22 protein-coding genes are annotated in these 22,749 nt (G+C 45.0%); 14 read left to right on the top strand and 8 right to left on the bottom strand.

Annotation, left to right across the window (positions count from 1 at the left end):
- Nucleotides 1-214 precede the first annotated feature (214 nt).
- Nucleotides 215-1,087 (top strand): hypothetical protein, encoded by an 873-nt coding sequence (locus tag ORJ00_RS06485; RefSeq protein WP_306139333.1) that lies wholly within the window; start codon nucleotides 215-217, stop codon nucleotides 1,085-1,087.
- A 189-nt stretch (nucleotides 1,088-1,276) separates the two neighbouring features.
- The gene (locus ORJ00_RS06480) at nucleotides 1,277-2,182 is read left to right on the top strand and encodes a hypothetical protein (protein WP_027670038.1); all 906 of its coding nucleotides are present in this window, start codon (nucleotides 1,277-1,279) and stop codon (nucleotides 2,180-2,182) included.
- A gap of 3 nt (nucleotides 2,183-2,185) precedes the next feature.
- Here the strand turns inward: ORJ00_RS06480 and ORJ00_RS06475 are convergent, their stop codons facing one another.
- On the bottom strand, nucleotides 2,186-2,818 hold the full coding sequence (locus ORJ00_RS06475) for a trimeric intracellular cation channel family protein (RefSeq protein WP_027670039.1): 633 nt from the start codon (nucleotides 2,816-2,818) through the stop codon (nucleotides 2,186-2,188).
- A 158-nt stretch (nucleotides 2,819-2,976) separates the two neighbouring features.
- On the opposite strand from ORJ00_RS06475, the gene ORJ00_RS06470 reads away from it, so the two are divergent.
- Both ORJ00_RS06470 and ORJ00_RS06465 read left to right on the top strand, forming a co-directional pair.
- On the top strand, nucleotides 2,977-3,927 hold the full coding sequence (locus ORJ00_RS06470; protein ID WP_306137149.1) for an aq_1923 C-terminal domain: 951 nt from the start codon (nucleotides 2,977-2,979) through the stop codon (nucleotides 3,925-3,927).
- A 155-nt stretch (nucleotides 3,928-4,082) separates the two neighbouring features.
- Entirely contained in the window at nucleotides 4,083-4,583 is a 501-nt protein-coding gene (locus tag ORJ00_RS06465) for a thioredoxin family protein (protein ID WP_306137148.1), read from the top strand.
- Nucleotides 4,584-4,675: 92 nt separating this feature from the next.
- Here the strand turns inward: ORJ00_RS06465 and ORJ00_RS06460 are convergent, their stop codons facing one another.
- From ORJ00_RS06460 to ORJ00_RS06450, 3 genes are all read right to left on the bottom strand, one after another.
- A complete protein-coding gene (locus ORJ00_RS06460) occupies nucleotides 4,676-6,682 on the bottom strand; it encodes a patatin-like phospholipase family protein (protein WP_306139332.1) in 2,007 nt (668 codons plus the stop codon).
- 223 nt (nucleotides 6,683-6,905) lie between these two features.
- On the bottom strand, nucleotides 6,906-8,060 hold the full coding sequence (locus ORJ00_RS06455; RefSeq protein ID WP_027670043.1) for an iron-containing alcohol dehydrogenase: 1,155 nt from the start codon (nucleotides 8,058-8,060) through the stop codon (nucleotides 6,906-6,908).
- A 98-nt stretch (nucleotides 8,061-8,158) separates the two neighbouring features.
- A complete protein-coding gene (locus ORJ00_RS06450) occupies nucleotides 8,159-9,001 on the bottom strand; it encodes a type 1 glutamine amidotransferase domain-containing protein (RefSeq protein WP_306137146.1) in 843 nt (280 codons plus the stop codon).
- Between the two features lie 140 nt (nucleotides 9,002-9,141).
- Here ORJ00_RS06450 and ORJ00_RS06445 point away from each other — a divergent pair, with 140 nt between their 5' ends.
- Nucleotides 9,142-10,047 (top strand): LysR family transcriptional regulator, encoded by a 906-nt coding sequence (locus tag ORJ00_RS06445; RefSeq protein ID WP_306126408.1) that lies wholly within the window; start codon nucleotides 9,142-9,144, stop codon nucleotides 10,045-10,047.
- A 12-nt stretch (nucleotides 10,048-10,059) separates the two neighbouring features.
- Here the strand turns inward: ORJ00_RS06445 and ORJ00_RS06440 are convergent, their stop codons facing one another.
- Entirely contained in the window at nucleotides 10,060-11,424 is a 1,365-nt protein-coding gene (locus tag ORJ00_RS06440) for a M24 family metallopeptidase (protein ID WP_306139331.1), read from the bottom strand.
- A gap of 149 nt (nucleotides 11,425-11,573) precedes the next feature.
- Here ORJ00_RS06440 and ORJ00_RS06435 point away from each other — a divergent pair, with 149 nt between their 5' ends.
- The 9 genes from ORJ00_RS06435 (at nucleotide 11,574) to ORJ00_RS06395 (ending at nucleotide 19,701) form a co-directional block, all read left to right on the top strand.
- Nucleotides 11,574-12,800 carry an adenosine deaminase family protein gene (locus ORJ00_RS06435; RefSeq protein ID WP_027670047.1) on the top strand — a complete coding sequence of 409 codons (1,227 nt, stop codon included), beginning with the start codon at nucleotides 11,574-11,576 and terminating at the stop codon, nucleotides 12,798-12,800.
- 350 nt (nucleotides 12,801-13,150) lie between these two features.
- Entirely contained in the window at nucleotides 13,151-13,339 is a 189-nt protein-coding gene (locus ORJ00_RS06430; protein WP_027670048.1) for a hypothetical protein, read from the top strand.
- 132 nt (nucleotides 13,340-13,471) lie between these two features.
- Nucleotides 13,472-14,890 carry a sensor histidine kinase gene (locus tag ORJ00_RS06425; protein ID WP_306139330.1) on the top strand — a complete coding sequence of 473 codons (1,419 nt, stop codon included), beginning with the start codon at nucleotides 13,472-13,474 and terminating at the stop codon, nucleotides 14,888-14,890.
- Nucleotides 14,887-15,489, top strand: a complete 603-nt coding sequence (locus ORJ00_RS06420; protein ID WP_305974874.1) for a hypothetical protein — start codon at nucleotides 14,887-14,889, stop codon at nucleotides 15,487-15,489. Before ORJ00_RS06425 ends, ORJ00_RS06420 begins: the two co-directional genes overlap by 4 nt.
- A complete protein-coding gene (locus ORJ00_RS06415) occupies nucleotides 15,476-16,825 on the top strand; it encodes a sigma 54-interacting transcriptional regulator (RefSeq protein WP_027670051.1) in 1,350 nt (449 codons plus the stop codon). Before ORJ00_RS06420 ends, ORJ00_RS06415 begins: the two co-directional genes overlap by 14 nt.
- A gap of 6 nt (nucleotides 16,826-16,831) precedes the next feature.
- The gene (locus ORJ00_RS06410; RefSeq protein WP_306137928.1) at nucleotides 16,832-17,179 is read left to right on the top strand and encodes a DUF2288 domain-containing protein; all 348 of its coding nucleotides are present in this window, start codon (nucleotides 16,832-16,834) and stop codon (nucleotides 17,177-17,179) included.
- A 112-nt stretch (nucleotides 17,180-17,291) separates the two neighbouring features.
- Nucleotides 17,292-17,846, top strand: a complete 555-nt coding sequence (locus tag ORJ00_RS06405) for an acyl-CoA thioesterase (RefSeq protein ID WP_306126412.1) — start codon at nucleotides 17,292-17,294, stop codon at nucleotides 17,844-17,846.
- A gap of 303 nt (nucleotides 17,847-18,149) precedes the next feature.
- Nucleotides 18,150-19,292 carry a porin gene (locus ORJ00_RS06400; protein WP_305974884.1) on the top strand — a complete coding sequence of 381 codons (1,143 nt, stop codon included), beginning with the start codon at nucleotides 18,150-18,152 and terminating at the stop codon, nucleotides 19,290-19,292.
- Between the two features lie 10 nt (nucleotides 19,293-19,302).
- Nucleotides 19,303-19,701: a type 2 periplasmic-binding domain-containing protein gene (locus ORJ00_RS06395; RefSeq protein ID WP_027670576.1), complete on the top strand. Its 399-nt coding sequence runs from the start codon at nucleotides 19,303-19,305 to the stop codon at nucleotides 19,699-19,701.
- Nucleotides 19,702-19,747: 46 nt separating this feature from the next.
- Here the strand turns inward: ORJ00_RS06395 and ggt are convergent, their stop codons facing one another.
- The 3 genes from ggt to ORJ00_RS06380 form a co-directional block, all read right to left on the bottom strand.
- Nucleotides 19,748-21,472, bottom strand: coding sequence for a gamma-glutamyltransferase (gene ggt, locus ORJ00_RS06390; RefSeq protein WP_306139329.1), 1,725 nt, complete (start codon nucleotides 21,470-21,472; stop codon nucleotides 19,748-19,750).
- A gap of 93 nt (nucleotides 21,473-21,565) precedes the next feature.
- Nucleotides 21,566-21,961, bottom strand: coding sequence for an acyl-CoA thioesterase (locus tag ORJ00_RS06385; protein ID WP_305974886.1), 396 nt, complete (start codon nucleotides 21,959-21,961; stop codon nucleotides 21,566-21,568).
- A gap of 70 nt (nucleotides 21,962-22,031) precedes the next feature.
- Complete coding sequence (locus ORJ00_RS06380) at nucleotides 22,032-22,712, bottom strand: Fe2+-dependent dioxygenase (protein WP_306126414.1); 681 nt, start codon at nucleotides 22,710-22,712, stop codon at nucleotides 22,032-22,034.
- Between the last annotated feature and the right edge of the window lie 37 nt (nucleotides 22,713-22,749).

The following is a 22,749-nucleotide window of genomic DNA, read 5'->3' as shown; positions in this document are numbered from 1 at the left end:
AACGTCAGATTTATTTACAAAAATAATTAACAAGGAAGATGGGCAAATGTTAAATCTATGTTTTTATTGGTTTTTAACAAAATTAAAACATGGCTCGAAAATTGCTAAAACGAAGGCATGTTAAATAGGAGTAATAAAATTGATTAAAAAATATACAAATATAGCCTTGTTAGCAACTTTTGCTTTAGCCTTTGACGCGAGTGCGGGGGTTATTGTGAATGCATCCACAGGTTGTTTACCCCTAGCCGGTACTGGATCGAGCAGCTGGGACAGTTTAGAAGCCAATGGTACGGTAAGTAGCAGCTGTGGTGAGTCTTCTGCCTGGGCCAGCATAGATAGCGACACTGCTACTATGAAATTATACACCAATGCAACGACGACGCCAGGTTCAGTATACAATACTACTTTAGCAAACGCGGCAATATACGACACCATTACACTGCTGTCAGAGTTGGACTATGTGCAGGTTGCGCTTGAGCTTTACTTTCACTTTGACATGAGTGCTAATTACACTTTTCCGGCTGGTACTGAGGTTTTAACCGCCCCTAACGCAAGAAATTTTAGCCCGGGAGCGTTAAGCAGAATACAAGGCGAATTAGGCATTAGTGGTTATGACTACAATGCAGAACCCGATAACTACGAAGAAATTTACGGCAGATACCGCTTTAATGCTGATTATGAGTTTAACTTTCAGGCGGGGCCTTTTATCGCGAATAATTACCCTTCAGAACATTTGGTGACCGAGCGTTTTAACGATACTCAATCTGAAAGTTTCGTCTTGCCAAATGCACGTTCAAGCGGTTTCGTTATTAGCCAAATCCTAAATTTACCCAGCAATTCAACACTGGATTTATTTTACAGTATTGATATGAGCCAAATATGCTCATTAGCGGCACTATGTAACTTAACGGCTGACGGTAGCAATACATTCTCTATTGGTTTAACCGCGCTAAATGGGACTTTGGTATCTGAAAATGGTTATGGTTATCAGCCAGCAAACGGTTCGCCAAATGCGGTATCTGCGCCTGCAACCTTAGGTATGTTTGCATTGGGTTTATTGATGCTAGCCCGTAGACGGATCAAGTAAATCGCTATCATCAATTTAGCTATTATCGCAGTATTGCACCGCGATAATAGCTGCTAGCGCCCCATTGTATTATCGTTATCGCTTCGCAAAATCAATCTGTAAATTACTCAGATATATTTATCACCATTCACTTTTGATTAAGCAAAAATATATTAACTTCATGTTTTATTTATTAAATCGGAGAGAATTGTGGCAACAAACCTAAGCATTTCAAGGCCACTTTGGCGCAGCACGTTATTACTGGGTTTGATTGCAACCTTATCTTCTTGCCAGTCAGTGCAGGACCATACCATCCCGCTTTCTGCAGATTTCAGTGCGGCGAGTGAATTATATCAAGCCAATAAACCCAGTTGGCGGCTAAGCTCTTCTGCTTACCAACAACAATTTGGTGCCTTTACCATACAAGGTGCAGATGTAAGCTGGAAAACGTCTATTAAAGCTAACTTGTGGTTTGCTCAAACGGGTTTACTGGACAAAGATGAAGTAGCCGACAGTTGGCTGAAGTTTATTGCTGCAGATATTTTAAATCGTCGTGGACGCAGTGTAGAAAACTATAAAATAGTTAAGCATCAAGATTTTGCTTTTAATTTGCTACAAGGTGGCCAGCACGCTGTGCATTCACAGTGCCGAATAATGGCGCTAGATGAAGGAACGGAGATCCGCTCTCTGGACAATAGCAGCAGCCAACATGATAGTACCACCCGTAAGCATAGCTATATGGGTTGTCTGGTTTCACAGGGTAATCAGGTATGGCAGCTTATTGCAGATAGTCGTAAAGGCGAAGCAAATTACTTTGCTATGACATCTGGCGATTTACAGCTGCAATTTAAGCCGGTAAATGAAAAGCTTATGTTGGTTAATCAGCAATATATTTCCATGCCAGAGTGGTTTAAGCAGCAATCTGGCCTCACCATACACCAACAAGGTTTACAATTGTCAGCATTATCGTTTGACGGAGACAAACCGAAAATCTGGTTGCGCAAGGTCTTACCCACCAACCAACAGGCGTTACTGCTGACAGCAAGCTATAGCTTGCTAATGTATGACTGGTTAGATGAGGAATGGCGTAGCCCCTCGCTAAAAATACCTAACTAATTATTACGGTTCGTTAAGATCACTATGGTGTTTTGAAAATACCGGAATGGTAATTTGCCATTTTATGGCCGCTAATCGCAGTACCAGCAGGGCTGCCATACCGCATAGCATTGCAAAAAGCTGTGCGGTGCCCAACGCTAATAACGCCGTGTACACTGCGCCACCAACAATGCAGGTAACTGCATAAAGCTCGCCACGAAATACCATGGGGACTTCACGGCACAATACATCACGTATCATACCACCACACACACCGCTCATGGTGCCCAACATAATGGCTACCATTACCGAGGTGCCGTTATCCAGGCCCTTTTGCGTACCCATAACAACAAAAAACGCTAAGCCAATGGCATCAAGTATTTGTAAGGTATTATGCGGCACAGTAAGCCGATTTCGCACCAGTAAAATGGTGCCTATGGCAGCAATAAAAATGGCATAAAAATAGCTGTTGTCATTAATCCAGATTACCGGCACATCCAGGATTAAATCACGCAGCGTACCGCCGCCAATCGCAGTAACACTGGCCAACACAATAACGCCAAAGCCGTCCATCTGATTACGCCACGCTGCCAACGTGCCTGAAATAGCAAACACCGCAATGCCCAGTAAATCAAACCAATGAAAATAATGTTCCATCTCAAGCTCCAGCACGGCAATACCGGCCAAATTAGCAGGCTTTAGCTAAAGCGTAAATAGTGCAATCAAGCATAAAAACATCAATGACTAACTATGTCAGCGGACAGCGCCATGTTAACATTTGCATGTTTTGTTAACATTTTTAATAAAGGATTAGTATGAATAAGTCAGTGATAGCTTTAATTGTGATTGCCGCAGCGGCAGGTGGGGGTCTGTATTATGCCAATATGCAGGCAGAAAATGCCATCAAGCAACAAGTTGAGCAGGCAAATCAAAGCTACCGCGATTTGGCCGGCACAGGCGAAATGCCATCAATTTCACTGAGCTATAGCGACGTATCAGCCAATGTACTAACGTCCAGTTACAGTATTAGTGGTTTAGAAGTATCAATCGCTGAACTAGGTAAAATTGCTACCGTAGAGCGTATTACTGCTAAGGGTATTAAACCACAAAGCCTTGCTGACAAAGGCAGTATGCAAATGGTTGGGGCAAAAGCCACGCCGGCAATACTGCAAATGCTACCCCCACAGACTGCAGAATTTGTAGAAAGTTTGGCGCTTCATAGCGATTACAGCTATGAATACAAAGACAACGGCGAACTGCTATTTCGTCAGGATATGCGAATTAATGACGAGTTTAGTCTTAATTACAATTTCACACTGGCACAGATGCAACAATTTTGGCAGTACGCTAAAGAAATCAGTGCTAAATCTGCGGAAGAACAACAAGCTCTTGTTAATAGCCCTGAATATATCGAACAAATGCTGGCTAAATTAGTGAGTGGCGCGCTAAGTAATGGCGCTGTTGTAATCGAAAATAAAGGCTTTATTGAACGCGTTTTAGCCATGACATCACAACAGGGCCAAACACCTGACTTTAAAACAGTGCAAGGCATGGCGTTAATGAACATCTCGATGCTGGAGCCGTTGCCACAACAAATGAAAGACAGCCTGACCACCTTTGTGCAACAGCCAGAAAAACTGCGTTTAGACTTTGGTTTCAAGCAGCCGTTAAAATTTGAAGAAGTGCAAAGCGGTGCCATTGTTGCAGAGCTGGGTTCACCAGAAGAGATGATTGAGTTTGCCAATATAAAACTCACCGCAAATTAACAGCCAGTAACGAGCGTCAACACGCCATCTAAACAGCCGGTAATGTTACCTAATGCCATATAGTTAAGGTTTAAGGTGTTATCGGCTGTTTGTATATTGTTGCAACATTGCCTAAGATAGCCTGCTAATCTCCTTGCTGATGCAGAGCCTACCGCATGAAATTTATCGTTTTTGCCTCATTATTGTCGCTTACTGCCTGTCAGGCGATATCAGCACAGCCAGAAGTAACGCAAACGCTACAAGCAGACGATACGAATGGCAGTATTAGCGCTCAAGCGTTATTACAACAGTTTCCTGTGTTTGCGAAGGAATATGCTGCTTACAAGGTGTCATCTAAAGACGTCTACCAAATGCAAAGCTTACAAGGGTTAAGCCTTGTCGTATTATTTGGCAGCTGGTGTCATGACAGCGAGCGCGAAGTGCCACGCTTACTTAAACTGCTGGATCAATCCGCGGTGCAACTAAACACTTTGCAGCTTGAGGCAGTAGATCAAAACAAAATACACCCGCAGAATCTGCATCAAACATACAACTTACAATACACCTCTACCATTATTGTGCTGGAAAATGGTGAAGAGATAGGCAGAATAGTAGAGCGCCCAACCGCATCACTGGCTGATGATTTAGCGCAAATAGTGCTTTCAAACACTAGGTAAAATCACTTGAGGCAACACTTTTTTGCCGCAATGTTGGGGTTAGAGAATGCCTTTACATTACAACTCTCCAACCCAACTGAAGGTTTGTTGTGCTAAATTCGCTTTAAATTGCCAGGATCAAGTGCAAATTGCTCATCAATAATAAATATTTTTTTATTAATAATTTTTTTCTTTTTAGGCTTAATTGGCTTAGCTTGAAACGGGTTGGCATCAAGATCACGATGATAACGTTGCTTTAACTCAGCTAGCTCATCTAATTTTTCCTGCGGGATTGAATTATTGGGCGCTGATTTTTTCAACTTAGAAATAGCGTTTATCAAGGCATTATATTTTTTATCAAATTCAATTTCTGTTGTGCTGGGGATCCGATCTAATAAAGCTGCTTTAACGGGTCCATTTTTGCTTATTGCCTGGTGAGTCCAGGCCCAACCATACGACGCAATTATTTTCGAGGCGTCACTGTTTCGGTTTAATTCAAAGTTTAACCAATCAAAAGCACCAGTCTTTATGTTGATAGGGGTAATACGACTATGCGAGTCCAGCAAGTGCTGCATAACAGTTGCGTCCATGCCATAGACACCGCGAGATAAAGCACGCTGCACGATATCAAGTATGTAAATGATGGTTCTAAATTCAATACTGCTAGTGATAGCCACAACCGGATTCAATCGTTCAGGCAACTGGTTTAAAGCAGCTAATGGCATATCCAGCAAACTGCCTTCTGAGTTAAGTTTGTTAAGTGCAGCTTGCTCAATACGATTAAGCGACCGGCCAAGTAATTTACGCAGAAATATATCAATGAATGGTTTACCCGTGGGTGCAGCTCGCAATGCCAATGCCGTATTGTCATTTTCACCACCTTCAGTAAGCGTGAAGATAAGTATTTGCCTGCTATTGTCTTGCTTTGAATTGTTAGCTGGATCTAAAAATAAGTGCAGAGGCAAATTGCTAGTAAGGCCTCCATCTACAATAGTTCTGTTACCCTCTTTGTTTTGACAGGGTTCGAATACAATAGGAATGGACATGGATTCACGAACCGCTACAGCCACCTCCTTGTTTACAGAGCCTGCATCACGTGAGCTATACACAATATGCGACAGCCCGTCTTTTGCTGGTTTAGATGAGTCTGTAGCGGTAATATAAAGCTCTATTTTATCGGCATTGGCTTTATTCAACACCCCAAACGTAACAGGTTGTCTAATATCTGTAATCAATTTGCGTTGCAAAGCTTTTGCTTGCATAAGTTGTCGCATCTTTGCCAGAAATGCATCGCCTTTAAATAAGCGTTTCAATCCTACAAAGTTAATGTAAATTCTTAGCAAAGGATAGGCATTAATTATCTCGAGGATAATGGCATCGGCGAGCGCCATTCTTTGTTTGTCTATGCTGGCAAAAACCGTGTTTAGCACCGTCATAAACGCTTGCGTCAACTGGCTGATAATTTTTCGGGTAAGAGCAGACGTAGATTTAACGCCAGATTTGATTTGTCCAATCACAAAGTTTGCCGTTGCCGATATACTGCTTCTCATTTGTCTCATGACAGGATCAACCAGCTTGTTAAACCTTAACTGAGTGAGTAACGCCTTCCTGACCAGGTCATCGAGTTTTTTATTTAACACATCTGGTTTTAAAAGGTTGTCATACCCCTCTAATACCGCGCCAATCAAGTTTGTTAGCTCAGATTTTAACGCGTTAACTTGCTGCTTGAATTCTGCCGTTAATTGGCTGATAACCTCTCCAGAAATCGTCAACCAAAGTACGTTATTACGCCGTAAATTCAGCGGGATGTCTTTTGCATCAAGGGGGGCATCAAGAAAACTATCAAAGTAAATTTTACTGATGTGCTCTTCAGGTGGCAACGCAGCTGGACGCGAAGTTACGTCGTCCCGCATTAACCATTCAAATTCTTCCGGTGTGTAACCAACCGCAATTAAAGACGCGATGATCGCCCCCGCGGAAGAGCCTGCGACGCGCTGAAACCAATAACCTTTATCCCTTAAACAGCGCAGCGCACCAACGTAAGCCCCACCTAAACAACCGCCACCTTCGAAAACAGCATCAACCTGTGTTAACGGGTAATGTATTGTTGCCATACTCATAAAATTTCCTTTTAATGTTTTGTCCTAATCGACATTGAGCGTTTATCAACGGAAGCAAAATTAATGCAACCCAAGCTTAAAACCAAATAATTTACATTAGTTAAAATTAAGTTTAACTTTAGCGTCTGTTTCGAATTATTCAAGGCCGAATATTTAGCAAATACGATAAAAAAACAGCGACTGATAAGGTCGCTGTTTAGGTTGGGAGAGGGAGGGGTTGTGGCTACAATGCCAGCGTTAAAATTTGCCGCGCTTTGGCCAAGTCGATATCATTATGCTCGCCAAGTGCAGTCATGCCATTACGCTCAAGGTTAGCCACTAACTTGCCTATGTCAGCTTCGCTTAAACCATAATCAGACAAGCGGGTTTTCACGCCCATATGCTCGAAAAAGTCTTGGGTGGCTTTAATGGTTTTATCTATTACTTCATCTTCAGATGCGCTGCTAATGTTAAATACCCGTTGGCCAAATTGCAGTAGTTTTTGGCGTTTTTTCTCGCGCTGCACATACATTAAGGTGGGCAATACTATAGCCAGAGTTTGTGCGTGATCCAGCCCAAATAACGCGGTTAGTTCGTGCCCAATCATATGCGTTGCCCAATCTTGTGGCACCCCTTTACCAATTAACCCATTTAACGCCATAGTTGCAGACCACATGACATTGGCACGCACGTCGTAATCTTGTGGTGTGGCAAGTGCTTTGGGGCCTTCTGTGATCAGTGTTTGTAATATGCCTTCGGCGAAACGATCTTGTAGCGGTGCATTGACCGGGTAAGTAAGATACTGCTCGATAACGTGAACAAAGGCATCAACAACGCCGTTACCCACTTGCTTCACCGGCAATGAAAAAGTGTATGCCGGATCAAGCACGGCAAATACCGGCTGCACTAGATCAGAACCAAAAGCACGTTTTTGCGCAGTCGCTTTATTCGTTACCACCGAATTACCGTTACTTTCAGAGCCTGTCGCAGGCAGGGTTAATACAGCACCAATCGGCAGGGCACTTTTAAACGGCGCTCCTTTGGCCAAAATATCCCAGGGCTCGCCTTCAAAGTGCGCTGCAGCAGCAACAAACTTGGCTCCATCAATTACACTGCCACCACCAACAGCCATAATAAAATTAATACCTTTTGCACGTACTAATTCGACAGCTTGCATTAAAGTTTCGAGTGTCGGGTTAGGTTCGACACCGCCAAACTCATGGTAGCTAACTTCACTAAGTAATGTGACCACATCGTCATACACACCATTACGCTTAATTGAACCGCCACCGTATAAAAAAAGCACCTTAGCATTAGCGGGTAAACGACTTTTCGCCTCTTTTATTTGGCCTTTACCAAAGAGGATTTCAGTTTGATTTTTAAAATTAAAATTTAACATTACAACTCCAATATGTGGTTTAAACAACACTGGCTAAGCTGTGTTTGCTTAGCAGTGTTGGTTTAATTGTGTTGCGATAGCCCGGTTAATAAAAATACCTAAGGCTTGGCGGCTAACTGCTGCAACATTGCCGCAGCAAGCGCTTTGTCTGAAAACGGGTTTTGTCCGGTAATAAGCTCGCGGTCTACCACTACATTTGGCGTCCACGCCTCGCTATACTGCATATCACCACCGGCTTGCTGCATAGCTTTACCTGGATAATACTGCAGCTTTGCACCGTTTAATGAGGCTTCAAATACCGCTTCTTCTTCGTTCGAAAAAATTGTCATCCGGTAGCCGTCATAAATCCAGTTACTTGCTTCTGCCGGGCTTTGACTTACTAACGCTTGCTCAAACTGCGCAGGGTGCTGCTGCGCAGACAATAACGTAATAGGCCCATGGCAAATAGCCGCTGTCGGTTTAGCTTCAGCATTAAAATGCGACAAGATCTTACCCACTTCAGGGTTGTTGGCTAAGTCAATTAGTGGTGCATGCCCACCCGGAATAAATACCGCTTCATACTGCGCTAAACCACCTTGCAGCACCTCTTGCAATGACAAGGTGTCATTAATACCGTCAATATTGGCAATAACAGTGCTAATTCGCTGCATTTCCTCAGCGCTACCACCGAAAAAATCAACCGTTACCGACTTTTGATCAACCACAGGCGCATTGCCTTTGGGCGTAGCCAGTACCAACTCATAGCCCGCCTTGATAAAAGCATCGGCTGGTACGCCAAATTCATTCAGGTAATAGCCAGTGGGCTCGGTTTTACCTTCTTGCAACTGCATTTGGCTTTCACTGGATAACAACACCAGGATTTGCCCTTTGCTTTGTGACGCCAAAACGTGCTGGCTAAATAATGTGAGTAAGGCTAAAGAAATTGCCGTTCGCTTAATCATAAAAGCTCCTATTCGGTACATTGTCGCCATCACCATGATGACGATAAGTGTTCAGTAGATGTAGCTTAAGGGGTTTTACTTGAGCTTAGAACTCAGCTATTTTATCATCAGCCATCATATTTCTGATGGCTAGAGTTTTTATGTCTTACTTTGTGCAATTACGCACCTTTGTTGAAGTATATCGCTGTGGCACTATCACTAAAGCTGCTGCTAACTTGGGGCTGTCGCAGCCCGCAGCTACGGCGCATATTCAAAGTATTGAATCATTAGTCGGCTTCGCCCTGTTTGAGCGCAAAGCAAGAGGCGTCGAGCCCACTGCTGCTGCGCATGATTTAGCGTTACAGGTTTCAACGCATTTAGATGCTGTTGAGCACAAACTTGCCTCAGTGCGGAACCGCAACAATGCCGTATATGGCACATTGAACATTGCAGGCCCGGCTGAATATATTAGCCAAATTGCCGGTGCACAGTTTGCCAACTTGCTCCAGGCGGGGGAAGTGAATCTGGTTGTACACATTGGCAATAAAGACCGCATCTACCAGCTACTGGAAGACGGTACTGCTGAGTTGGCTATTACTGCATCAACCCCTAATGCTAGCGTATACGACTACCAAATCATCGACAGCGAGCGCCTGATGCTGGTCGCTAATCGTTTAACCGGCAGTTATTTGTCTAAACAAGCTCTCAGTGCCGATAGGCTGAGGCTATATCCGGTAGTAAGTTATGATCAAACCCTGCCGCTTATTCGGCATTACTTTAATACGGTTTTTAATGAAAACTGCCAGTCGCCCATCGCAGCTATTTGCCCGGATATTCGTGCTATTGCCGGGATTGTGAAAGCGGGTATCGGTTACAGTGTGTTGCCAGACTATTTATGTCGAGATGCAATTAAAAATGGTGAGCTTATGCAATTAGGTGAACCTGGCCCAGAGAACTTTATATATCTGGTATGGCGTAAAGGCGCATTAAAACACCCTCGCATCAGTTATGCGCGGGATATTTTAATGGCCTTTGCCAATTTAAATAAATATGCAGCAGCGATTTAGCCCGCACGAATTCTAGCGAATTAAATGCCACTTTAACTGCCTGCCGGCTAAATAAATAACCTGCTTTCCATCAAAATACGCACTTTGCTCCAACTTAATTTGTACATGTTGGTCACGCCATTCAGGCAGCTGATGTTTAATATTGCCTTCTATGGCATAGGCTGTATTGGCATACAAAGGCCAATCACCTTGCACTGCTGTAGGCCCTTGGTTGTCCCACATACCAATTGTCGGCCCAGGTGCATGACCAACAAACCCCAGTGGATGAGAATAAATACTGGCGTTAATACCCGCTCTTTTTGTAACAGCCAATGCCGCAGCTAACACTTCGTTGCCACTGCGTTGTACTTTAAACTCTGCGGTTAAGATGTCCTGCCAACGGTTTCCTTTAGCCAGAGCCGCTTTTAACCCATCAGGTACGGTCGCTTCATCATTTTGCATGACATAAGCCATTTCCTGGGTATCAGTGCACAGTTTCAAGTAGCAAATACCCACATCGGTATGCAGCACATCGCCACGCTGAATAATACCGCTAATGCCGCAATAGGGGCTATCGGCATCGCACGCCACACCTGCCCGCTGTAAGTTCACGTAAGGCATAAACCAGACCGGCAAATCTAGCTGCTCAAAACGCTCTCGGAGATACCAGGCGACATCATCAGTAGTGGTCACGCCTGGCGTGATAACTTTGTTACTAAAAGCCTCTGCAATAACAGACCGTGCCAGACTGACAATCTGCGGGTATACAGCAAGTTCCGCTGCAGTGCGCTGTTCTAACCAGCGAATAACCAGCGGCTCAGCAGGGGTTAAACGCGCATGGTACTCTTTTGGCAATACATCCAATAAACGCTGGTGCAAACCAGAACTTAAGCCATCGGCTACCGGCCAATGTTTGGATACATTAATACCAATTTTATTAGGCTGCCGTTTAACAATTTCCTGCGCCAGGGCTTGCCATTGCTGGTCAAGATCACCGCCAGACCAAACAGATTCATATGGCGCACTTAGTGGGTAACGGTTAATAGACAGTTTTTCTACACTGCCATCTGCTTTGCGGTGAAATACCAGCATAGTGGTGCGTCTTGCCGCAAAGGTAGGCTGCGGTACCAAGGTAAAGTACACCGGGTCCTCGGCATATTCGCGATTAATAACCAGCCACATGTCCAGACCAGACTCGGCCATCAACGTCGGTAACAATGAAGCTAAGCGCTCATTTAAAATCGTGTTTTCCGGTGCAACCCGCTGCCTCAGCGAAAGCACCTGATAATCGTTAGCTGATGTAAACTCTCGCCCCTGAGTGAAGCTTGGCGTATCGGCTAAAGTGCATTGAGTGGTAAACAAAAGCCCCAACGAAGCGGCTAATAAAAAACGTTTCATAACGTGACCTTAGTTAACTCTTAATGTGTTTGTTTTAAGCCAGTTATACACAGTACACAACCCCAATGCAGGACGAATAACTCGTTTTGCCGACGAAATGCGCAAAAATTGCGATACACTATGCACAGTGCTAAGTAAAAGGAGCTGTTATGCCGCGTTATTCCGCTGAATTTATCAAAGAAATGCCCAAGTCTGATTTACACCTGCATTTAGACGGTAGCTTGCGACTCGACAGCTTAATTGACATGGCAAAGCGCACAGGCACGACTTTGCCATCGGATACTGTTGAAGGTTTAAAGCAGTTGGTTTTTAAAGATAAATATCAAAATCTGGGTGAATACCTGCACTGTTTTCAATACACCTGCGCAGTGCTGCGTGATATGGAAAATTTAGAGCGCGCTGCCTATGAGCTTGCCATCGATAATCAGCTGGAAGGCGTAAATTATATTGAAGTGCGTTTTGCACCGCAGTTACTCATAGACTTACCCAATGGCATCGATTTCGATCGCGTTATGCACGCAGTTAATAATGGTTTAAAACGAGCTATGGCCGAATATAACCGCAGCGAAGCGGTGCTAAGCCACCAAAAACCACCGTTTGCCTACGGTATTATTAACTGTGCCATGCGCATGTTTGGCGACAAAGGCTTTTCCCCCTACTACACCAACCTATTTCAGCTAATGCGCGATTTCGCCCCAATAGATGTCATCAAGCTGGCCGCCATGGAGCTAGTGCGTGCAAGCGTAAGGCTGCGGGATGAAGAAGGTATTCCAATTGTCGGGCTGGATTTAGCCGGGCAAGAAAGCGGCTACCCCGCTAGCAAGTTTAAAGAAGTATACGAATACGCCCACCAGCATTTTTTGCTGAAAACCTTACACGCTGGTGAAGCATATGGCGCCGAAAGCGTATTTGAAGCCATTACTGAGTGCTACGCCGATCGCATTGGCCATGGTTACTCGATGTTTATTCCCGATATGATTCAGCATGCTGATATTACCGACAGAGCCGCGTATATTCGCAATTTAGCATCTTACATTGCCGATAAACGTATTGCGATTGAAGTGTGCTTAACCAGCAACTTACAAACCAACCCGGCACTGACCGACATTAAGCAGCATAAGTTTAAAGACATGTTAGAAAACCGCATGGCTACCGTCATCTGTACTGACAACCGCTTGGTCTCGAACACGACGGTGAGTAAAGAATACCAGCTAGCACTGGATAACTTTGACATACCATTAAAGCGCTTAAAAGACATGGTGGCCTATGGCTTTAAAAAGAGCTTCTTCCCCGGTAGCTATGTTGAGAAACGTGAATACGCCAAACAATGTCTTGAGTACTTTGACCACGTAGCCAAACGTTATGGTTTTATTTAGTAAAATCAAACAGATAAATAGAGTGTCGCCAAAGGGAGACACATTAAGCAACTGAATTAAATGGCTATTTTATTTTAACCCGTTTAGCTGTCGCCAAATGGCAACAGCTAAACAGCCCCCCTCAGATTCTCTCTCACATCAAAAACACATATCTGATTGTTTATAAACAATAAAAATATATTTCTACATGTTGGCACAAGGCTTGTATTAGTTACGCTAAGTGACGTTCAGGAGAATGTCGCAAGTGCAAGTCTCAGAGTAACTACAGCTCAGGTGCCTTTGCCACATTCTCCTTTAAACCGTCTTAACGCAGCGCACAGATGTAAAAGCTGCACCTAAAGGAGGTTGTTATGGACTTATTTTTACTGAGTATCATGCTGTTCTTACTGGCTAATGTGGCAGTGGTTTTTAGTATGCTGCGCCGTGTTAATTTGAATAATGACAGTGTAATGGCTTGGGAGCAGGCTCAAGTTGCCGCCGTAAATACCGCCACACCCATTATTGCCTATACACCTGATTATTTGGCAAAGGCAGCATAACCCACATTAGTGACATTCCCATCAATTCAGCGGACACGCTGGATTTTTTATCAGGCCAGCACCCCACTGGCCTTTTTTTTTTGCGATTAAAATAAGGTATGCTTAACCACCTTGGGCTTAAAATCAGACATTATGCGCTTCTCACTGCAGACAGCTTCATTACGACAATTAGTTTTACTAAGCTTTTTTCTGGCATTAATTCCTGTCGCCGTATTAATGTGGCAAAGCCATAAAGCACTCAGTGGTGTTAGTAAGCATGCCGTTACAGAAGCCGAATCGTCGATTAGCAGCGTCCGCCGTGCAGAGAACATGCAAAACCTCGTGGTGGATATTGAGCGTGCCGTCCGTCAGTACGCCGTGATTAAAACAGATGCGCTGGCGCGTGTTGCCAGCTCACACCTCAATAATTATCAGTCACTACTGCCTTTGGTATGCAACAATATCGGCCAGCCGCAACTGTGCCAGCAGCAGCAACTTCAGCTGGCCACCATTATGAGTGATTTTCGCAGCCTTTCCAGCGCCCAACTAGAACCGATACTGCAACAATTTCGCTTTCAACAACAGCAACTTACGCAACAAATATGGCTAATGTTAGAGAAAAACCTGCAGGCGCAACAACGGTTTGTCGTGGATAGCCAGCAGCAACTGGCTTGGCAAACAGTTGCCCTGGTTTTTTTAACCTTGCTGCTCGTTATGTGGGCGTCAGGCCGAATTACTGCACCGGTGCGAAAGTTGGATAAGATGATCCGGGCCATTGGTCAACAGCATCAGTTCCCGGATGAAAAGCTTACCGGGCCACGCGAGCTGACAGAGCTGGGCGAGCAATTACGTTGGCTTAGTTCGCGCCTGCAACAATTAGAAGCCTTAAGGCTCATCCTGCTAAGGCACGCCTCCCATGAACTTAAAACTCCTTTATCCAGCATCCGCGAAGGCTGCTCTTTATTGAGCGAACAGCTTGTTGGGCCGCTGAATCCGCAACAACTTGAAGTGGTTGGTTTGTTAAATGGCAGTGCTGACCGCTTAAGTGTACTTACCGAACAATTACTGGATTACAACCGCTTGTTGCAACAAGCCAAACCGGAACCAGACTGGCACTCGCCGCAACAATTACTGAGTGAGTGCTTTAATGATCATGCCTTATCCTTGCAGCAGCGCGGTCAAATTATCGAACTGCACTGTCCGCTAGACACAATTTATACCGATGCCACCCTCTTCCGGCGTATACTGGACAACCTAATTAACAATGCGCAGGCATACGGCAGTCAAAATAGCCCAGTGTGGGTAAAATTGTACCAACAAGAGCATCAGCTGGTTTTAGATGTTGGTAACAATGGTAATCCTATACCTACAGCACTGCGCGAAAAGCTGTTTGAACCCTTTCAGCGCGGCACCACCCCAAGATTTGATGCTGTGCAAGGCTCTGGATTAGGGCTATCTATCGTGGCAGACTGCGCCCGTTTACTCGGTGGTCATGCTGATATTGTTGATGTTATTTATGCCGACGTCTGTATCCGTGTAAGGTTACCGTTGTTAGAGGAAAAACCAGCATGAAAACTGGATTAATCATATTACTAAGCTTTGCCCTAGCTGGCTGTCAACTGACCCCAGCTCCAGAATCTGCAACACCAACACAGCCAATAGCCGAAATGCTGCCAGAGCAAACCATTGCCCCCGAACCCGAGCAACCCAGCCCGGCGATGAGTATTAATGACGATGCCACAACACTGCAAGTCTGGGTAAACTATAGGGCGGACATGCTGCAGCAAGTTGACGACGAACGTGAACGACTTAACCAACAGCCCGAGCAAGATGCTATTTGGCAACTAAAACGCACCATATTACAGTTGCACCCTGACACCCCTTACTTAACAAGGCTCCGAGTGCAAATGCAGTTATCTGACCAACTGGCAACATTGCCCACTTCACTTGCTGCACTTTTTAGCTGGGATCTGGCGTTTAACCAAAAACTGTTGGAAGCCGAATCCGCAGTGAGTGCGTTAACCCGGCTCAACTCACAGCAACATGACAACATTGAACGCCTGCAACGCACTAATAAAGAGTTGCAAAAGAAGATTGATGCTTTAACCCAAATTGAAGCCCAGTTAAACCAACCTGCCACAGTGCAAGAGGATAACAATGGCAAGTTCTAAGCCTCGCATACTCCTTGTTGATGACGACCCAAGCCTGTTACGGTTGCTGACGCTGCGGCTTGAGGGGGAAGGCTATCAGGTGATATCAGCAGACAGCGCCGAAGCCGCACTGCCGCTGTTGGGTAAAAATAGCGTCGATGTTGTGCTAAGTGATTTACGTATGCCAGGTTTAGATGGCATGAGCCTGTTTGATGAAATTGCTAAACGTTACCCTGGCTTACCGGTGGTACTGATGACGGCCCATGGCTCTATTCCTGAAGCCGTAGCCGCAACCCAACGTGGTGTTTTTGGCTTTTTAACTAAACCTCTGAACACCAGTGAGCTGCGCGATATTTTGCAAAATGCGGTGCATCAGTCCGTGCCGGAACAAGCTGAATGGCGGGCAGAAATAATAACCCGCTCCCGTGTAATGGAAGAGGTATTAGAACAAAGCTATCGCGTAGCGCAGCGTGATGTCAGCGTATTAATCACCGGTGCCAGCGGTACCGGTAAAGAGCTACTGGCCAAAGCGATTCATAAGGCCAGCCCGCGAGGGACAAAGGCCTTTGTCGCCATCAACTGCGGTGCCTTACCAGAGCATTTGTTAGAATCAGAATTATTTGGCCATACTAAAGGCGCATTTACCGGCGCGGTAACAGAACACGGCGGTTTGTTTCGCGAAGCCGATGGCGGGACCTTATTTTTGGACGAGATAGGCGATATGCCGGTCTCGTTGCAGGTGAAATTGTTACGAGCACTACAAGAACGTCAAATCAGACCGGTTGGCAGCAGTAAAACACTGGCGATAAATGTCCGTGTACTGTCGGCAACTCATCGTGACCTGCAACAGGCCATGTTAGATGGCAGCTTCCGAGAAGATCTATACTACCGGCTTAACGTAGTTAACCTGCAATTACCCGGGCTGGCACAGCGGCCAGAAGATATACCGCTACTGGCACGGCATGTACTGCAGCAAAGTGTGCAGCGGCATCAGGTCGATGTTACCCGCTTTTCTGACGATGCAATGCAATTACTCGCCACAGCAAAGTGGCCAGGAAATGTGCGCCAACTGGTAAACGTGGTAGAACAATGTGTTGCGTTAACACATAGTCCGGTGATTGGTGCAGCCCAAGTTGAGCAGGCTTTATCACAAAACAGCAGCTATTGGCCGACACTAACCGAAGCGAGAGATCAATTTGAACGCCAGTATCTTATACGTGTATTGCAAATGACAGAAGGCAATGTCACCCGTGCAGCGGAGCTGGCTGGGCGCAATCGTACCGACTTATATAAATTATTAAAAAAGCATGAGCTTAGTGCCGCCCAGGTAACTGATCATAGCGATGAACACGAGTAACCCATTATGACCACTACACCACCCGATGCTCATCTGATAGATGACGAGCATAACCCTGAACTGATTAAAGCTAAAATTATCAGTGAAACAGCCCGTATTAGCTGGTTAGAGCTGCAAAAGTTCTATGCTGCTGGTTCAGTGATCACCGTAGCGCCAGTGCTGGATTTGGTTGACGTGGCATTTGCGTTTAGCCAGGACGACAACCTTACCGTTGCCGACTGGTTAGCCAGCGGCGCAGTTGAGCGCACCACGGAGCATCAAGCCTCTGAGTGGTACTCTCAGCAAGCAGAATTATGGGCCGTGGTTATATCACCTTGGGTACTGGTGCAAGATAAATCTGTTGCGCCGCACTAACTGTGATACCGAATGCACTGGCGTGCTTGAGGTTATTAACACAGCAGAGCAGTATCTGGAACGTGGTTTGCTACACTAAGAAACATCACTCTTTATCTGGTAATTAGAGCCCATGAGCGACGACTATAAAAAAGGCAGTACTTCCCGCGTTACCTTATCGCAATTGATGCTGCCGTCACATTCTAATTTCAGTGGCAAAATTCATGGCGGGCACTTGTTGTCGCTTATGGATCAAATCGCGTTTGCCAGTGGCTCTAAATTTAGTGGTAAATACTGCGTTACGGCATCCGTTGACCGGGTAGACTTTCTTAACCCTATTGAAGTTGGCGAACTGGTTACGTTAAAGGCGTCCGTTAACTTTGTCGGCAATAGTTCGATGGTGGTTGGTATTCGGGTAGAGGCACAAAACATTCAAACCGGCAAAGTAAAGCACTGCAACTCGTCTTACTTCACAATGATCGCCAAAGATGAGCAGGGCAACAATGTGCGGGTACCGCGGCTGATATTAACCAGTAAAGAAGAAATTTTACGATTTGTGAAAACGACTCAGCGCTTAAAACTGCGCCACAACTATGCCGAATTGTGTGCAGACTTTGACGGCGATATGCATCAAGCAATTCATAATATACAACAGCACTTTGAAGTTAAATTTGAACTCCCCAGTTAACAGCACTTTAATAAATCTGAAATCTTAGCTATACCTAGTTGCAGGTTCTTTAAACTATTCAAGTCAAAATAGCTTTCGACGACAGCTGGCCTATTTTTTCAAGAAAAACAGAACTTTAATTTTAAGTTGGCCTTGGGCATGCCCGTTTTATTGCTCTGAGTACTTTTACTATCCCAACATATAACCATACCAAGACCCATGTCTCAAATGAAACAAATGTCGCATATGTCTTGATGTGTTTAAAAAATGCGCTATACTGTGCTCAAATTAAGTTTCAAATAACACAACCGAACTGAGGTCAAGATGAAAAAAACCTTACTAACCATTGCAATGGTGACTGCATTAAGCACAACCTTTGCACATGCAGACACAACGATTAATGGCTTCGCGTCAATAAAAGCGGGGATGACGACATCTTCAGATGAAAGTTTGTATGAATACTCTGATGAACTGGACTTTAAAACCGGCAGTTTATTTGCACTACAAATTAAATCAGACCTGGGTGAAAAATTATCGGTTACCGGTCAGCTACTTGGTCGAGGCTCAGATGACTTTGATGTCCAGTTTGAATGGCTATATCTGTCCTATCAACTTAGCGACAATTTAACCTTGAACGCTGGCCGTATTGGTGTGCCATTTTTTAAATACTCTGATTTTAAAGATGTAGGTTATGCCTATGCATGGAATATCGCGCCACAGAGCGTCTATTCGGGTGTAGGCTTTACCAATGTTGAGGGTATTTCATTGTACTACACCACAGCACTGGGTGATTTTGACACTTCTATTCAAGTTCTCTATGGTTCGTCGTCAAATAACGATCCTATCTTTGATCAGCCTGCATCAACAGACCAGAACAACGTTGTTTCAGTCAACGTAGAGTTAAGCCGTGATTGGTATTCGTTCCGTGCAGCCTATGTTCAAGGTGATATTTCTGTAACATCAAACGCTTTTAGTCCATTGACGGCAGCATTATTTAACACCAATGTCCCTGGTTTTCAAGCGCTGGCTTCAGAGCTTGATTTTGATGAAGACAAAGGCACTTTTTATGGCGTCGGCGTTACACTTGAACCTGGCAATTGGAATATTGTATTTGAATACAATGATATAGGCATAGAAAATTCTTTTTACTCAGACAGAACAAACTATTACTTATCAGCAGGCTACAGACTAGACAACATTCAACCTTATGTTGTGTTCGAACGCGAAGACCATAAAAGTAAAGACAGTATTTATCAGCCTTACATCGATATATTACCACCGCAGTTACTGCAACCCGTTATCGGTATTGTAGCAGGGCAAGAATTTGATGCAACGACCGTAAGTGCTGGATTACGTTATGATTTTCATCCGTCAGCGGCCTTCAAAGTCCAATACAGTTCACAGAACAACAAAACTACCGACAATCGCATTGGCTTGATCACTGTTGGCGTTGATTTAGTATTCTAGGAGAAGCAACATGAAAAAATTAACACTCTTTTTAGCGACAACCAGCATGATGTGTTTTTCAACCATCGCACAGGTAGTCGTTGTGGTAAATCCGGCGATGAATGAAACTATTACTAATGATGAAATCGCCCGCATTTATACGGGACGGTCGTCAGCATTGACCCCAGTAAACCTTCGTGATTCCGACACTAAACGGGCAATATTTGATGAAAAAGCAGTGGGTCGCTCATCTTCACAATTAAAAGCCTATTGGTCAAAGCTGGTTTTCACAGGCAAAGGCAATCCACCAAAAGAGCTAGCCAGCGATGCTGATGTTGTCTCTTTTGTTGGCTCAAATGAATATGCTATCGGTTACATTGACGCAGCCAATGTAACTGATCAGGTAAAGGTTATACACACAATAAACTGATAAACGAAAAGGTATACCTGTTTTCACGGGTATACCTTTAATCTGTCTAGTACCCTGCAGCCTGACCATCTTTACGAGATTCTGACGCACCAATCCAAACGCCGTTTTTATGATCTCGCATGATAGCCTGATAGCCGCCGTAGCCACCTAAGCCATAACGTACATCATGCCCTTTTTGCATCAGCGCGCGCACAGTGTCATAAGGCACACCACGTTCCACTTCAGTATAACCCCCGTTCTGCAGATACATCTCGCTACCGTCAGTGGGCTCAGTGCTACCTAAGTGTTGCCAACGTGCCGCGTCACCGGCTTCTTGCAGGTTCATACCATAGTCGACCATATTAACCAGAATTTGCACATGACCTTGTGGCTGCATTGCACCACCCATGACACCAAAACTGATTAAAGGCTGATTATCTTTTGTCACGAAGGCGGGAATAATAGTTTGAAACGGCCGCTTACCGGGGGCATAAACATTGGCGTGCTTTTTATCTAAAGAAAACAATTCGCCACGGTCCTGAAACACAAAACCTAACCCCGGCACAACAACGCCTGAACCCATACCCCGGTAGTTACTTTGGATCAGTGACACCATGTTGCCGTCTTTATCGGCAGTGGTCATATAAATGGTATCGCCTTGGTATAACGCCGGATTGCCGGCATCAACCCGTTTTGCCGCCTTTTCACCGATTAACTTTGCGCGTTCACGGCCATACTCTGCAGAAATAAGACCGGCAACAGGGGCTTTATTAAAATCTTGATCGGCATAAAATTTTGCCCGGTCTTCAAATGCCAGCTTTTTAGCTTCAATAAGCCAATGCAGGCTTTGTGGTGTATTAAAACCAGCGGCTTTTAAATCGAAATTTTTCAGAATCTGTAACATTTGCAGTGCTGCAATACCCTGGCCGTTGGGTGGCAATTCCCATAATGTATAACCTTTGTAGTCTACCCCAACCGGCTCAACCCAGTCAGAGCGGTGTTTGGCAAAGTCGTCATAGCGCAAGTAACCACCATTCTCGCGCATAAAACTATCAATCTGTTTAGTAAGTTCACCCCGATAAAATGCATCTCGCCCATCTTTCGCTAACATCTTTAATGTATTCGCCAACGCCGGATTTTTAAAAATTTCGCCCTTTGCCGGGGCCTTGCCGTTGATGGTAAAAGTACCGATAAAGCCACCAGGTTGTTTGCTTAATACAGGGACACTGCGATCCCAGTAATAGGCGATTAACTCACTTACTGGAAAACCAGTTTCGGCATAACCAATTGCTGGCTGCAAAATGTCGCGCATTGGCAAACGACCAAATTTGCTGTGTAGCTCAAACCAGCCATCCACGGCGCCAGGCACACTAATAGGCAGCATGCCGTGTGGCGGCAGGTCTTTACGGCCAAGTTTGTCTAACTCTGCTTGTAGGGTGTCGTAACTTAAACCTAACGGTGAGCGGCCCGACGCATTTAAACCATGCAGTTTCTGGCTTTTTGCATCCCAGACAATGGCATACAAGTCACCGCCAATACCATTGCCCGTTGGTTCCATCAGACCCAGTGCTGCATTCGCCGCAATAGCCGCGTCAATGGCATTGCCACCTTGCTTCATTATATCCAATGCAATTTGCGTTGCTAACGGCTGGCTGGTTGCGGCCATCGCTGAAGGCGCTATCACTTCGGAGCGGCTGGCGAAATCCTCTCCGGTTATCCGGTCAAAACTGTAGACGGCACCAGAAAATGCCAGGCTAACGCCTGCAGCAACTGCAACTATAAGGCTTTTCATTACACACTCCATACTTTGGGTTTAGTACGACCTTACGCAGACGGCAATATATCTGCCATCGCTTTACGACCAGACTCATTCTGGTTGCGATGGTTATGTCGGCACCGCGTGCAAACTAAGCTGATGTTTTTGCTCTGCAGAGATTGGCACAGCAGCGCTTGTGGCGTAGTTAAAGTGCACCATTACCGCGGTGCCCGATACCGTTTTCACGCCGTTCTGCCAGGCTTCTTGGTACACATCAAACGAACTATTTCCCATACGGCTGATATAAGTCCGTAGTTCAACTTCAGCGCCGAAGTGGGTTTGTGCATGATAATCGAGCTTAATACTGGCAATAATCAGAGGCCATTGCTGCAAATTTAGCGCTGGGCTAAAAATTTTAAAAACGTTCTGCCTTGCCCCTTCAAACCAGACAGCAAACACTGTGTTATTGATATGGCCCAGCGCATCGGTATCAGAAAAACGTGGGTAGAAACATTCGCTAAACATAAACAGTTCCCTGAAAAAAACAGGCTGGTATCATGCTTCAGCGTGTTAAGGGATACAAGCAGCCTGTTTTTTAAGTTTGTGCCCATTGACGTAGCAAATTGTGATATACGCCGGTCAATTGTACAATTTCGTTACTGTCCGCAACTTTTTGTCGCAACGCTTGAATAGCCATGTCCATATCAAACAACAAACTGCGCTTCTCATCACTGGCAACCATACTTTGAAGCCAAAAAAACGATGCTAGCCGCCTACCACGGGTAACCGGGGTAACTTTATGCAAGCTGGTTGACGGGTACAGCACCATATCTCCTGCCGCCAACTTAACCTTATGGGCACCAAAGGTGTCTTCTATTACCAGCTCACCACCGTCGTAGTCTTGCGGTTCTGATATAAACAATGTCATCGACAAATCTGTCCGCACCTTTACCGGTGTCCCCGGAACTTGACGAATTGCATTATCGACATGCACGCCAAACGACTGCCCACCCTGATAACAGTTAAATAAAGGCGGGAAGATTTTCAATGGCAACGCCGCTGACATAAACAGCTTGTTACCAGACAATGCCTGCAACACAAGTTCGCCCAGTTGCAGCGCATCCTGGCTCTGCTCAGGCAGCTGCAAATTGTGTTTAGCCTGTGCTGATTGATACCCGGCTGTACTGCTTCCATCTGCCCAATCGGCAGCCAGTAATACATCTCTACAGGCCGCAACCTGCGCCTTGTTTAATACTTGTGGAATTTTTAACAGCATAATGAGTCCTGTGCAATTTAACCTTACCTAAGGCTAA

The sequence above is a fragment of the Rheinheimera baltica genome (genome assembly GCF_030731985.1).
Lineage (GTDB): Bacteria > Pseudomonadota > Gammaproteobacteria > Enterobacterales > Alteromonadaceae > Alishewanella > Alishewanella baltica.
Note: the sequence above shows the minus strand (reverse complement) of the source record. Positions and strands in the feature narration are given on the sequence as shown.